The 14608-nt window shown below is 53.9% G+C and carries 13 protein-coding genes; 4 read left to right on the plus strand and 9 right to left on the minus strand.

The window, feature by feature from the left end:
- Positions 1 to 151 precede the first annotated feature (151 nt).
- Positions 152 to 2146, plus strand: a complete 1995-nt coding sequence (acs, locus tag OXH16_12220; protein ID MCY3682158.1) for an acetate--CoA ligase — start codon at positions 152 to 154, stop codon at positions 2144 to 2146.
- 32 nt (positions 2147 to 2178) lie between these two features.
- Here the strand turns inward: acs and OXH16_12225 are convergent, their stop codons facing one another.
- From OXH16_12225 to OXH16_12255, 7 genes are read right to left on the minus strand one after another with little or no spacing between them, the layout of a single operon-like run.
- The gene (locus tag OXH16_12225; protein ID MCY3682159.1) at positions 2179 to 2481 is read right to left on the minus strand and encodes a hypothetical protein; all 303 of its coding nucleotides are present in this window, start codon (positions 2479 to 2481) and stop codon (positions 2179 to 2181) included.
- Positions 2482 to 2504: 23 nt separating this feature from the next.
- Positions 2505 to 3587: a methyltransferase domain-containing protein gene (locus OXH16_12230; protein ID MCY3682160.1), complete on the minus strand. Its 1083-nt coding sequence runs from the start codon at positions 3585 to 3587 to the stop codon at positions 2505 to 2507.
- The gene (gene bioD / locus OXH16_12235; protein MCY3682161.1) at positions 3584 to 4273 is read right to left on the minus strand and encodes a dethiobiotin synthase; all 690 of its coding nucleotides are present in this window, start codon (positions 4271 to 4273) and stop codon (positions 3584 to 3586) included. The genes OXH16_12230 and bioD overlap by 4 nt, the downstream gene beginning before the upstream one ends.
- A complete protein-coding gene (gene bioA / locus OXH16_12240) occupies positions 4270 to 5637 on the minus strand; it encodes an adenosylmethionine--8-amino-7-oxononanoate transaminase (GenBank protein MCY3682162.1) in 1368 nt (455 codons plus the stop codon). Before bioA ends, bioD begins: the two co-directional genes overlap by 4 nt.
- 3 nt (positions 5638 to 5640) lie before the next feature.
- A complete protein-coding gene (locus OXH16_12245) occupies positions 5641 to 6627 on the minus strand; it encodes a hypothetical protein (GenBank protein ID MCY3682163.1) in 987 nt (328 codons plus the stop codon).
- Positions 6628 to 6633: 6 nt separating this feature from the next.
- Positions 6634 to 7608 carry an acetamidase/formamidase family protein gene (locus OXH16_12250; protein MCY3682164.1) on the minus strand — a complete coding sequence of 325 codons (975 nt, stop codon included), beginning with the start codon at positions 7606 to 7608 and terminating at the stop codon, positions 6634 to 6636.
- Positions 7609 to 7624: 16 nt separating this feature from the next.
- Positions 7625 to 8536, minus strand: coding sequence for a hypothetical protein (locus OXH16_12255; GenBank protein ID MCY3682165.1), 912 nt, complete (start codon positions 8534 to 8536; stop codon positions 7625 to 7627).
- A gap of 155 nt (positions 8537 to 8691) precedes the next feature.
- On the opposite strand from OXH16_12255, the gene OXH16_12260 reads away from it, so the two are divergent.
- From OXH16_12260 to OXH16_12270, 3 genes are all read left to right on the plus strand, one after another.
- A complete protein-coding gene (locus tag OXH16_12260; GenBank protein ID MCY3682166.1) occupies positions 8692 to 9540 on the plus strand; it encodes a phytanoyl-CoA dioxygenase family protein in 849 nt (282 codons plus the stop codon).
- 4 nt (positions 9541 to 9544) lie between these two features.
- Entirely contained in the window at positions 9545 to 11761 is a 2217-nt protein-coding gene (locus OXH16_12265; GenBank protein ID MCY3682167.1) for an amino acid permease, read from the plus strand.
- Between the two features lie 101 nt (positions 11762 to 11862).
- Positions 11863 to 12705, plus strand: a complete 843-nt coding sequence (locus OXH16_12270; protein MCY3682168.1) for a phytanoyl-CoA dioxygenase family protein — start codon at positions 11863 to 11865, stop codon at positions 12703 to 12705.
- Positions 12706 to 12740: 35 nt separating this feature from the next.
- Here OXH16_12270 and OXH16_12275 read toward each other — a convergent pair whose 3' ends face one another.
- Positions 12741 to 13565, minus strand: coding sequence for an amidohydrolase family protein (locus OXH16_12275; protein ID MCY3682169.1), 825 nt, complete (start codon positions 13563 to 13565; stop codon positions 12741 to 12743).
- Positions 13566 to 13575: 10 nt separating this feature from the next.
- A complete protein-coding gene (locus tag OXH16_12280; protein MCY3682170.1) occupies positions 13576 to 14487 on the minus strand; it encodes an aldo/keto reductase in 912 nt (303 codons plus the stop codon).
- Positions 14488 to 14608: the final 121 nt, after the last annotated feature.

Raw genomic sequence — 14608 nt, forward strand, 5'->3', positions numbered from 1 at the left:
ACTCCTGCTATTAAACCCTTCACACGCCCTCAGGGTTCCCAAAAATACGCGCCGCCTATTTTTCCGCATTGCGCCTTTATCAATCCCGTCTTATATTCAACATCCCCAAATCCGATAAATCCGACTCATGTTCAGAAAGCGAGGAACCCCGATGGCAGCAAATCAGGTCGTCGAACAAAACGGACAATACATCCCACCGGAAAATCTCAGCACCAATGCACATGTCCCCAGCATAGATGCTTACGGGCAACAATACGAAAAATCAGTTGCCGATCCCGAAGCATTCTGGGCAGAAATTGCCAATTCATTCCACTGGTACAAAAAATGGGACACCGTGCGATCCTACAATTACAATATAGACAACGGGCCGATCTCTATCAAGTGGTTTGAAGGCGCCAAAACCAACATCACGTACAACTGCATTGACCGTCACCTCGCGTCCCGAGGAGATCAAATCGCCATCATCTGGGAAGGCAATGAGCCTGGTGAAGACGCCAAACTCACCTACAATGAACTGCACGAACAAGTCTGCAAATTCGCCAACGTACTCAAATCCCGAGGCGTAAAAAAAGGCGACTGCGTCTCCATCTACATGCCCATGATTCCCGAACTCGCCATCGCTATGCTGGCCTGTGCGCGCATCGGTGCTGTCCACTCAATCGTCTTTGGCGGCTTCTCCGCCGAAGCACTGGCAGACCGCATCGTCGATTCCGCCTGTCAGATCGTACTCACCACAGATGGCATGTTCCGGGGCGACCGCCCCATGGAACGCAAGCAACCCGCCGACGAAGCCATCGCATTGGCCAACTCGCGCATGGGGAACACCAGCGTTCACACCTGCATCGTCGTACAGCGCGTGGGCGAAGACAGCGGCATCGCATGTCCCATGCGTGAAGGACGCGACTTATGGTGGCACGAAGCCATGTCAGAAGCCAGCGCCGACTGCCCATGCGAAGAAATGGACGCCGAAGACCCCCTCTTCATCCTCTACACATCTGGCTCCACCGGCAAACCCAAAGGCGTACAGCACAATGTAGGTGGGTACATGGTGTACACGGGCTACACGCACAAAAACGTCTTTGACTATCAGGACGACGACATCTACTTTTGCGCCGCCGACATCGGCTGGATCACAGGCCACTCCTACATCATCTATGGACCCCTGTCAAATGCCGCCACCACCATCATGTTCGAAAGCACGCCCGTCTATCCCGACCCGGGCCGTTACTGGCAGGTCATCGACAAATACAAAGTCAACCAATTCTACACCGCGCCCACAGCCATACGCGCCCTCACCCGAGAAGGCGACGAATGGCCCGCCAAATACGACCTATCATCTCTCAAAATACTCGGCACAGTGGGCGAACCCATCAACCCCGAAGCCTGGCAATGGTATCACCGCAATGTCGGGCGCGAGCGGTGTCCCATCGTAGATACCTGGTGGCAAACCGAAACCGGAGGCATCCTCATCAGTCCCCTGCCCGGCGCAACCCCCACCAAACCCGGATCCGCGACCTTTCCCCTATACGGCATCAAACCCGTGGTCCTCGAACCCGAATCGGGCAAAATCGTCGAAGGCAATGGCGTCGATGGCGTACTCGCCATCTCAGAACCCTGGCCGGGACAAATGCGCACCGTCTATGGCGATCACAAACGCTTTGAAGAAACCTACTTTCAGCAATACAAAGGCTTCTACTTCACCGGTGACGGTTGCCGCCGCGACGAAGACGGCTACTACTGGATCACCGGCCGCGTAGATGACGTCATCAACATCTCGGGCCACCGCATGGGCACTGCCGAAGTCGAAAGCGCCCTGGTCTCACACGGAAAAGTGGCCGAAGCCGCAGTAGTCGGCTTCCCACACGAAATCAAAGGACAGGGCATCTATGCCTACGTCACCCTCAACGTGGGCGAAGCCTATACCGATGACCTCAAAGCCGAACTCGTCCAACAAGTCCGCACCGAAATCGGCCCCATCGCCACCCCAGACGTAATCCACTGGGCACCGGGCTTGCCCAAAACGCGCTCGGGCAAAATCATGCGCCGAATCCTGCGCAAAATCGCCGAAAACGACACCTCGGACCTCGGTGACACCTCCACCCTCGCCGACCCAACCGTCGTTGACGACCTCCTCGCCAATCGATAAAAAAAAGCGGGCACATAATCGTGCCCGCTTTTTTATCCCTTCAACTCAACAATAATATTCCGCCAAGGACCATCCCCCACATTGATAGCCTCGTGAACATCTTCGCCATCGACATCTCGCCATTGCACCTGCCCATCCGCCATATCGCGGGCCTCGCGTTTGACGCCATCTGACGAGACACCCTGGAGTGTTCCCCCGCCGATAACCACGTACAAATAGTCATTCTCGTGCCGATGCATACCCGTACTCTCGCCCGGGGCAAGCGCGAGATCCCAAACGCGCACGCGATCATTCTCAAAAAGCAATTTGGTCCCAATATCTTCAGATATACTCATGGCTTCAATCTCCTGTAAATAAATTACGCACTAAATTTCTGCGCGACAAAAATATCGGCGCGCCGGCCCAGCACCGCGATATCTTTGATCTGTTCAATCAGCGTCAAATTGGTCTGCGCCAGCGCGTCTTTAATCGCATTCCACTCACTCGAAAGAATCGCAACAACGCCATTGGGGCGCAAAACCCGGTCAACCTCCGCAAAAGCAGACGCATAAAGCGCGCGAAGTTCAAAAACAGACCCCACCTGACGGCCCCAGGGCGGATTGGTCGCAACCTTGTCAACCGATTGATTGGGCAGAGGCAATCGACGCGCATCCCAGTGAAAAACATCGCGCGGCTTGTGGCGATTGCCAAAATTCTCCAGCGTATCTGCAACAGCTTGCTCGTCGATATCCCCACCCTGAACCAGCGCATAGCGACCCGCAAGCGCGCGCTCAATCATAACCGTACCCGCACCGCACATCGGATCCAGAAAAACATCGCCATCTTCTGGACGGGTGAGCTGAACGAGTGCCCGCGCAATCGTGGGACGCAGCGACGCGGGGCGATTCGCAGTCTTATACGTGCGATGGCGCATCGTGCGATCCGTAAGCCGCAAACCCAGGCGCACCTGCCTGCCGGTCTGTTGCAACCACAATTCCACATGGGCATCATCGGGCACAAGACGCCATCTGGGAAAACGGCGATGTATAGCCCGTTCAACAGCCCCCTGCATCTGATTGCGACGGTAAGATTGCCAGCCCTGCATGGACGCCTGAACAATAACGCGATATCTTGTGCGCCCTCTGGGCAACCCATTGAACTGCCTGTGTACATTGAGCGCCGGAATCAGATCGGGTATCTCACCTATGATATTGAGATCCCCCCGTTCACCGCTCAACGGCACATCCGCAAGATGAAAAAAAATATCCTCCACAGTCCCCAGTCGGCGCAACGCGAGCGGATCGCCCTGATAATTAAACTGCACCAGATCGTAATCTCGCACGCGGTCTGTCCGCACATTGGAAAGGCGACTTCCAAAACAAAACCGCAACTCCCGCACAGTAACCTGCCCAATACCCTTGAATGACGTAGTATATAAAGTCGTCACAATATCTTTATTCACCCCAAAATCAAACCCAGATCAACATGCCCCTCAACCAACGCCTCCATCCCGCCCAGGCAAACAGCATCCACATCCACATCCGGATCATAAGGGACAATACCCGCCGACAGAACCCCGGAAATGCGCGTCACAACCCCTGGACTCATCTGCGCCGACACATCTGGTCCCCCCGGCGACAGCGTATTGTATATCACACTATTAACCTGAAGACCGCGTGCCTGTGCCGCCTCAATGGTAAGCAACGTATGATTAATCGTACCCAGAGCTGCGCGAGCCACAATAAGAAGAGACAAATCGAAACGCGCAGCGAGATCTGCCACCAGAAAATCATCCACAATCGGCACCAGAAGACCGCCCACGCCCTCGACCAGAACACAATCGTGAATTTTTGAAAGACGATCAAAAGCGCCAAAAACAGGTGCCAGATCGAGCACCCGCTCTTCCCGCGCAGCCGCAATATTGGGCGAAAGCGGATCGCGCAGATAAATCGGATTAATCGTATCCAGAGACTCGTTCGACCGCGCAGCCCGTCTCAATAATTTTGCATCCGCGCGACCACCCGCAGAAATCGGCTTCATAACCCCTGCATTGATCCCCCGCCTTTTCAGCACCGCAGCCAACCCGGCTGTAATCGCCGTCTTGCCGATCTCCGTATCCGTACCCGTTACAAAAATCCCCCGCGTCACCGCTCATCCCCTTCTGTAACAACCCGAATCGCATCGCAAACAATATCTATCATCTGATCTATCTCACCTTTGGAAACAGCATAAGGAGGCATAAGAACAATGGTATTGACCAGCGGACGAATGAGAAGCCCATTTTCCCGGGCAACATCGCACACCCGATGACCCGTGCGGTCCTCAAACGGATACGGCGTTTTATTTGCCCGGTCCAACACCAGTTCAATCGCCACAATAAAACCCCGTTGACGGACATCCCCCACATGTGCCAGATCCCTGAACCGCTGCAACTGCTCCGCCAGATACGCGATCTTATATTGCAATTTCTCCAGCGTGCGATCTGTCTCAAATTTCTCTATCGTCGCCAGCGCAGCCGCACAACCGAGCGGATTGCCCGTGTACGTATGCCCGTGAAAAAACGTCTTCATCTCCGCATAATCGCCCAAAAACGCATCGTAAATCTCATCCGTCGCCAGCGTAGCCGCCACCGGAAGATACCCCCCGGTAAGCCCCTTGCCCAGACAGAGCAAATCCGGCGCAACATCTTCGTGTTCACAGGCAAACATCTTGCCCGTGCGACCAAAACCCGTGGCGACCTCATCCACAATCAGAAGCACATCGTATCTATCGCACAACTCAGCCGCATGTTTGAGAAACCCCGACGGATGCATAAGCATGCCGCCCGCGCCCTGCACCAGCGGTTCCACGATAAAAGCTGCCAGGCGATCCGCGTGTTCGACAAAAGCCTTCTCCAGGGTATCAAAGCACATCTTATCACACGCCCCATTGCAGTACTCACACCGGTAGGGATGCGGAACAGGCGCAGCAACAGAAGAAAAAAGCAGGGGCCGATACACATGGTGAAAATGCGCGATCCCCCCCACGCTCACCGAGCCAATCGTATCCCCGTGATAGCTCTCCGTCAGATGCAAAAAAGAGTCCTTCTCTCGACGCGGATGCGCCCGCTGCTGCCAGTATTGAAACGCCATCTTAACCGCAACCTCAACCGCAGTCGCGCCACTATCTGAAAAAAAAACCCGACTGAGCCCCTGCGGCGCGATCTGCACCAACTTCTCCGCAAGTTGAACAGCCGGAATATTGGACAAACCCAACAGCGTACTGTGCGCCACGCGGTCGAGTTGCGCGCGAATAGCCCCGTCAATCTCCGCAACGCGATGCCCGTGCACATTGCACCACATAGACGAAAACCCATCCAGATAGCGATTGCCGTCAATATCCACGAGATAAACACCATCGCCGTGCGAAACAATAATGGGGTCCTCAGCCGCATAATCTCGCATCTGCGTAAACGGATGCCAGACAACCGCGCGGTCAATATCTTTCAAATGGCGTTTCTGCGCATCGTCCATCGCTCATCGCCCATCGCTCATCGCCGCGCCAACCTCCCGCGCAACGCGGGGACGACGCAACTTCCAGATCATGCCATCGTAAATAAAATGCATAAACGACGTGCCATACGTAAAAACGAGAAAAATCGGAAGATAAAGAAACTTGAGGCCGTATAACAAACCGCTGACCACAACAATAAAACCCGCAGTATAGGGAACAATACGCTTTCCCGCCCGCGTCAGCACAGGCGACGCAAACGCATCGAGCCTCGCCTTATTGTGAACCGTAAGCGCGACAAGGGCGATATATTCCGCGGCATGGCTAAAACTGGTCGCAATAAAAAGCGCGTCTGACGACAAAATGGGCACAACGCCGTACATGAACGCGACCGAAGCAAAAAAAAGCAGTTTGGGCCAGTTGATCTGCGCGCCCCGAAACTCGTAAAAAAGCCATGCAATAGTAACAGCAATAGCAGCGACATATATCCCTTGCGCACCCACCTCGGGAAGCGGCGTCCCGATAAGCGTATGCAAATAATGCATAACGCGGCCTTCGACATTGGCCTGAAACGCAAACAGATACCCAAACCCCGCAATACCCCAGAGATACGAAGTCCACGCATCGAGCTGTTTGTGCCCCCATTGTCCCTTGCCGGAATAAATCCGCAAAATACCGTACTTTTGACGGACAAAATGGAAATAATTGAAAAGATACCAGAACGCGAACATCTCCGGCTCTTCAACCCGAAAATAATAGCACATCGCGACAAACCCCAGACACAGCACCGGGGTAATGAGATAGATCAGCCGACGACGTTCAAATTCAATGCGGTCGAGATAAACGAGGGGAAAAGTGAAATACCGGTGGGCAACAAATGACGTAACCGCAATGAGACGGAAGGTCTCACTGAGGTCAGGGAGCAGATAAGGAACGGCAAAAAAGACCAGCCATCCGAGCGAAATACAGCACAAATCGACAGACGGGGAAATAATCCAGTGAGATTTTTTCATCGCATACTACGCGCGGGTCGCGCCCAGAGTTTCGAGAACTTGCTTGGGAATTTTGCAAACAAAAGTATAAGCGGGATCAAACATATTGCCCATATCGTATTCAACGGCTTCGCCGAGCAACACATGTACGGTGCGCTCATCCAGCCCAAAATCCGACACGAGCCAGCGGATCATTTCAGTAGTCGCGTGCTCCACGCACTGATCGAGCGGACGGGCATTGCCCACCGTGAAAATATGCGTATCGTTTTCACCCCGCGGCCACTCAATGGTCTTGCCCTTGTGCAGATGAACCGTAAAACGGACATCAAAAGAAATTTCAACACCCGTACCCACAATTTCACCATCGCCCTGAAGCGCGTGCCCATCCCCAATGTGAAAAAGTGCGCCCTCGACAAAAACCGGCAAATAAACCCTCGTGCCCTCTTTGAAACGCTTGTAATCCATATTCCCACCGTGCGTGGATGACGTCGCCGTCGAAATCGCCTGACCCCGCGGCGGCGCAACCCCAAAACACCCGGGATGCGGATTGAGCGGCAAAATCAGATCTCTCAATGGACGAGTAGCGGGACTGCCATAACCGGGCGTGGTATGGTCGCGATTGTGAGAAACCTCTACCGGGCGTGCCGTGCGATTTTCAAAATCGATCTCCCATAAAACCCGCGAAATATCATCCTCAAATTTGGGAACATAACCCGGATCGAGCACATTGGGCGCAACGCGCGCAGACGTATAGCCATGCGAGCGGTTGGGCATCAGGTGATCAAACACAACCGAAATCGAATCCCCCGGCTCTGCACCCTCAATATAAAAAGGACCCGTCTGGGGATTGCCACCCTCGGTCACTTGCTCACCCGTCATATCCCTGCCACCCGCACAAACCGTCGTCGTCGAAAGCGTATCGCCACTTGCAATGGTAAGAACCGGATCGTGGGATCCAATAGTCGTGTGATAATGCGTGGGGCTAAAATTGTGATGTGCCATAAGTACTCCTATGTCTTCATGCAATCATCCGTATCTTCTCCTGCGCCGCCCATACACTCTCCCATGACTTACCTCGATCCGCGCTGGTATAAAGCGTCTTACCAACAGCCGCCCATGCACACCCATCCTTTGAAAACGCGATATGAAACGTATCAATATTGTGCGGAACCGTACCAGGAAAACCCTCAGTCACATGCTCCCATGTATCACCCGCATCATCCGATCTATAAAGCTGCCCTGAAGCCTCTCCGTGTGGACCCTTGCTCACAGTAGCCAGCACACAATCCGGATCATCGGGATGCACGGCAATAGCGCGACCATAATAATAGGGAAAACCCTCAGACCGGTGGGACCACGACCTCCCGCGGTCATCGCTCACAAACACCGCACGCGCCGTATTTGCATACACGCGGTCATCGTCACGGGGCGAAGTAGCCACCTGGTGAACATCATCGTGCAAATCCGGCGTCACGGGTTCCCACGTCTCACCGCAATCTGCCGAACGCATAATACTACCCACGTGAATATCGGCATAAACCCAGCCATCCGTTGTCCTGGCAAAACTGCGCACATCGGGTGGACCACCCCAGGGCGTGTACCACTTCTCACGCACCGGCAACTGGTCAAAAGACTCAACCCGATGCGTCTTCCCATCGTCATAACAATAAATACGAGATTCACCCGTACCGATAAGCAAACGCAAAGGCTCTTCGTCAACAATAATCAAACACTCGATATCCTCTTCAATACCCGTAGCAACCGTCTGGGACCCCGTTTCGGTACACACAAACAAATCGCCACTCTTGAGCGCAACAACGCGATAAACCTCGCCTTTGGCAAGCGCGGCAACATCGCCCTCTACAATCTGCACAGGAGCGTCCTGCTCCTCAGAGCAAGCATGTACTGTTCGCGACGTAGCAATCAACATAACGCACCTCCATGTTCTAAGTTTAAAAGCAATTTAACGGATCGCCTCACCCCTGTAAACCCCAAAATCCATAGCCTAACAATTCTAAAAACTTGACAAACTCAGAAATGTCGGATTATTTGTATTGTCTTCCATTCTACATAAAGGAGACCGATATGAAATATTGGAAACCCTCCGCTGAACAAAAACACCAATGGAAAGAAAAGGGATTCTTTATCGAGCGCAACGTCGTCCCAGAAAGCATCGCTTTTGACATGCGCGGCGTCATAAAAAACGAACTGCTCAAACCCGAGCCAAGTGGCAACCCCAATCCAGACCCCATGGACCCCATGGGCGACACCCCCGAAGCGCGCGCCCTGAGATTTCGGAAACTCGGCAATTTCTGCGTCGAATCCCCCCTCATCTGGCACACATTTCACACCGGACGAGAAATGCTCGCCATGGCCCGATATTTTTTGGGCAACGACATCATCGTCAAATTCAACAGCGTATTTGTAAAACCCGCCAAAACGGGCAGCGCAACACCCTGGCACCAGGACAACGGCCTCTGGCGCGACGGAGAAACCGAACCCTTTAATGCGTGGATGGCGCTCGACCCGGCAACGCGTGAAAATGGGTGTATGCAATTTGTCCCGGGCAGTCACAAAGGTGAGATCATACAACACGTCATGTATGAAGACAGCATTCACGGCGAACTGCCTCGCGACCTCGTAAAAACGCGCATAGAACAACGCGGCACAGAACACATCGAACTCAACCCGGGCGACGTGGTCTGCTGGCACAGCAGCCTGTGGCATTACAGCCCGCCAAACCCCAGTCCAAACAGCCGCATAGCCATAGCGGGCGTGTGGACAAACCCCAAAATCAACGCCGGGCGCATGCGTCCGCTACACCGCTGGGGCATGAAAAACGGCGAAATATGCACCGCATTTCCCCCCGAATTCGTCCAGAACGAAAACGGCAAACCCCACCACCCAGGGAACTTTCCCAAAGCCTCACAATAAAACCATGAACAAACAGGGAACCATAGAACGTTCCATAGGTCTGGCAGGTGCGACAGGCGTGGGCATCGGCGCCATCGTCGGAGGCGGCATACTGGCACTTGCGGGCGTGGCCTATGCGACCACAGGACCGGCGACACTGCTCGTCTTCGCCGCCAATGGTGTGATAGCCGTACTGACCGCATTGAGCTTTGCCGAGATGTCAACCGCATTTCCCCAGTCCGGCGGCACCTATACATTTGCCAAAAACGTATTATCCGTACGCGCGGCTTTCGCCTTTGGATGGGTGGGCTGGTTTGCATCCATCGTCGCCGGCGTACTCTACGCAATGGGCTTTGCATCCTATGCTGCCATAGCACTACAAGAATGTGTGCGTCTGCTCTTTGGCGTCGCACCAGAATGGCTTCTTGGACAGGCGATGGTCGCAACACTGGCCATCTGCGCAACAGCCTATTATGCCTTCGGCCTCATTCGCACGAGCGGAGGCGGGGACAACTGGATCAACTTTGCAAAAATGGCCGTCTTCGCCGTACTCATCGGCGGCGGTCTATGGGCACTCACAGGCAAAAGTCTGACGACCATACACACCAGCCTGACCCCATTTCTCACCCATGGTACAGCGGGCTTTTTCAAAGCCATGGGATATACCTTTATCGCCCTCCAGGGTTTTGACCTCATCGCCGCCGTCGCCGGCGAAGTGCGTACCCCCGAACGCACATTGCCGCGCGCCATGCTCTTGTCTCTCGCAGCGGCTCTGGGCGTCTATCTGCCCCTGCTCTTTGTTATCGCGACTGTGGGTGTCCCACCTGGACAGACCATAGGTGGCCTGAGCGCCAACCATCCCGAAGTGGTAGTGGCTCTCGCGGCGCGACATTTCCTGGGAGCAACGGGTTTCTGGCTCGTGCTAATCGCCGCCATCTTGTCCATGCTATCGGCACTACAGGCCAATTTGCTCGCGGCTTCCCGCGTAGCCCTCACCATGGCGCAAGACCGCACCCTTCCCGCACCCATTGGCGAAGTACACATCCGCCATAAAACGCCCATAACCGCAATCTGTGTCAGTGCCCTGACAATGGCAACCCTGCTGATGGTCGTACCAGATGTAGCGGCTGCTGGCGCTGCGGCCAGTTTGATCTTTCTCATCTCCTTTGCCATGACGCACTGGACCAGCATCCTGGCCCGAACGCGACGGCGAACACCCGCACCATTCCAAACGCCATTATTTCCCCTCATTCCCGTCACAGGCGGCCTGTGCTGCGCCGGATTGGCACTCTTTCAAGCCATATCCGTACCAACCGCCGGCTTGATCTCGGCGGTATGGCTCGGTCTGGGCGGATTATTGTACTGGGCATTACTGGCGCGACGCGCCCGCGTCGTAGATGCCTCTGCCGAAGCACTCGACCCGCAACTGCTCCAAATGCGCGGTCGCAGCCCCCTGGTCCTCGTACCCGTGGCCAATCCTCAAAATGCTTCTGCCATGGTCGCGGTTGCCCACGCGCTCGCACCACCGGGCGTAGGACGCGTATTATTATTATCCGTAGTGGCTACCCCAGAAGAGGAATGGCGCGAGGAAGAACCACCTCATACCTTGCGCGACACACAAACAGTAATCAGAGAAGCCGTAACAGCCTCGTTTGCCGCTGGAATGGCACCCGAAGCACTGATGACCATCGCCCCACAACCCTGGCCCGAAATTGTGCGGGTCTCCCGCGTGCATCGCTGCGAGAGTTTATTATTGGGTTTGAGCGACGTCAACAGTGCCCACCTGGAAGAACTCATCAGTTCTGTATCATGCGATGTCGTGGTATTACACGCACCACCGGGCTGGCACTTAAAGAACGTACATCGCGTACTGGTGCCCACGCGAAGTCTCGGTGCCCACGACAAATTTCGCGCCCGCTTGCTGGGCAGTCTGTGCCGCACGGGCAAACGCGAAGTCACATTTTTGCAGATATTACCCGAACACATGAGCGATTTTCAGTGTGACCGCGCGCAGCGCAGACTGACGCAATTTGCAAATGAAGAAGTCCCCACCAGAGCCGATGCCCTGGTAGTGCGCCACAACAAGCCCCTCGAAGCAATTACGGATATGGCAAATAACTACGACCTAACGGTTTTGGGACTGGAGCGCATTGACAAAAACCGCAGACAATTTGGACAACTCGCACCGGCTCTCGCACAAAATATCACCTGCGCCACCATCATGATCAGCAGGCGAGGGTGATCCGCAGATGGCGCGGATGAACGCAGATGAAAAAGAGGGACTTGAAGTGCGAACTATCGTAGGGGCAACCCTTGTGGTTGCCCTGTAAAAAGGAGAACACCATGGACGCGAAAAAATGGTTGCAACACTGCGCGACAGAAGCGCAAATCAGGCAATTTAATGACGAGGGATATTTGATCGTCGAAGACGCCCTATCACCCGACCTGCTCGCGCGATTGAATGACGCCGTCGATCGAGTAGAAGCGCGGGAACGTGAGGCAAAAGGACTGAAACCAGATGCATTATTGAAAAAATTCCGAACCGTAGTGGAAGACGATGTCTTTCTGGAATTACTCGATAATCCCAAAACATTCCCGCTATTATGGGATATTTTGGGATGGAATATCCAGCTCTATATCTCCCATCTAATCGTATATCCACCCGAGCAAAAGAAAGACAAGATACACCAGGGCGGCTGGCATCAAGACGGCGGGCGCCCTGTACCCGAGATGGAACGCCCCCACCCGCGCTTATCGCTAAAAATCAGTTACTGGCTAAGCGATGTTGACACCCCAGAACACGGCGCAATGCAAATTGTACCGCGCAGCCACAAACTGGACACAAAACCCGAAGGCTCCGATGCTGGCGATGGCGTGTTACCCGTATGTGTCAAAGCGGGAACAGCCGTCCTCTTTGACCGCAGAATGTGGCATCGGCGGGGGATTAACACATCCGACATCACGCGCCGCGTGCTATTCTTTGGCTATAGCTATCGCTGGCTGCGGGGGCTGGATTACAACCTCATGCCCGAAAATATACTCAGCAAATGCGACCCCATCCGCCGCCAGCTACTCGGCGATGGCATAGACGTCAAAGGATGGTGGCAACCCACAGAAGCCGACGTCCCCCTCAAAAGTTGGCTGCGCGAACACAAAGGTGAAGAATATCTCGAAGCACTGGGATAGCGATTAACCAGAATACAAAAAATCCCAACGAATTCTCATCCGCGCTCATCAAAAGACCACAATTTGAGAATCGTCTTGCACAAAATCCATTCGAGATCGTCATCATTAAAGAACATGTGGTCGCGTATCAAATCCAGAGACCCTTTATACCCACAACTCCTGAACACATGGGGAAAATCCGTACCCCACATCAAACGCTCGGGACCGTACACATCGTAAATGCGCTTGATCATATCGTGCGTATCGCGGTGCGGATAGGGCATATTGGATCGCTGTCCCACATTGGAAATCTTGACATGAACATTGGGATATTGTCCCCAATTGAGCAAATTGGTCAGCAGTGGTTTGGGATCCGGCTCATCCACGGGAATACCGGCAATATGATCAACCACAACATTGACCTCGGGAAACCGGGCAATAATGGGTTCAACGGGCGCATGATCCTCAGCCCCGCCAAACAGATTGAAACACAGGCCCAGATCTCGGGCACGCGCCCACAATGGATCCTTGTCATGTGCCGCCAGGCCTGCGGGATCTCCATAACGCGACAAATGAATACGCATCCCGCCAAACCCCTCTTCTCTATGCAAACGCTCTAACTCATCCGCAGCATCGGGTGACGTGGGATCCACAAGCGCCTGCGCCGCCAGCTTATCCGGATACCGCTTGAGACAATCGGCCACATACCGATTATCAAAAAGATAGTGAATCGGCTGAACAATAACCGCTTTATCCACCCCTGCGTCCGCCATCGTCTCAAACAAAAGCTCGACCGAACCCGCCTCATGTGGTTGGCTGGGACCATAGGGATAGGTTTCTTCGTCATCGCTCCACACGTGGAGATGGGGATCAATAATCATGATAAACCTCCTAAAAGCCACTCGGCGTATGTTGCAAAATTTTTTCAATACGTTCCAACTCATCATCCGAAAACGCGACATCTGCTGCGCCGACGTGTTCTTTGACCTGATCGGAATTTTTCGCACCAACGAGCACACATGTGACTTCCTCGCGGCGAAGAAGCCAGGCAATGGCGAGTTGCACCATAGTCATGTTCTTGTCTGCGGCAACAGACTGTAACTCATCTGCCACGGCGAGATAACGGGCAAATAAATCGCCTTGAAAACGAGGCGAACCGGCGCGCTCGTCGCCTTCGGAAAAGACGTGACCGGGCGCATATTTGCCCGTAAGCAAACCTTTCCCCAGGGGACTGTGCGCGAGAATACCAATACCCGTTTGTCTGCAAAAATCCAGATCCTCGGCTTCAATACTTCGGTCAAACATATTGTAGCGCGGTTGATTCGAATGAAATGGGGCAATATCGTACGCCTGTTGCATCTGTGCGGCGTTGAAATTGGAAACCCCGATAAAGCGCGTCTTGCCCTGTTCTTGCAGCCGGGCCATAGTTTCCATACTCTCTTCAATGGGATATTGCGGATTCCAACTGTGGATTTGATATAAATCTACGTAATCGACATCGAGATTTCGCAGGCTATTTTCAATGGCACTTTCAATATCCCCGCGAGAATACTGACGACTGACTTTTGTAGCGAGAAAGCACCGCTCGCGATAGCCATCTTTGAGCGCTCTGCCCAGTGTGGCCTCGCTGGTGCGATATGCCTGTGCAGTGTCGAGCAGAGTAATACCGCTGTCAATAGCAGTACGCACAGTATCAATACTATCCCTATCGTCCATATTGCCCATACCGCCGCCAATGGGCCAGGCACCCAGGCCAATAATCGGGATGTCGGCACCGTCTTTGCCTAATTGTCGATAATTCATACAAACTCCTTTATATAATGTGACTACTCCCAACGATAGAGCAGTTGGGCTTCTTGGCGGTCAATCCGCCTGACGTTGTAGCCCCAACGTCAATATGTTTATCGCAGCATTGTGGTCTCTG

The sequence above is a fragment of the Gemmatimonadota bacterium genome (genome assembly GCA_026705765.1).
GTDB lineage: Bacteria > Latescibacterota > UBA2968 > UBA2968 > UBA2968 > VXRD01.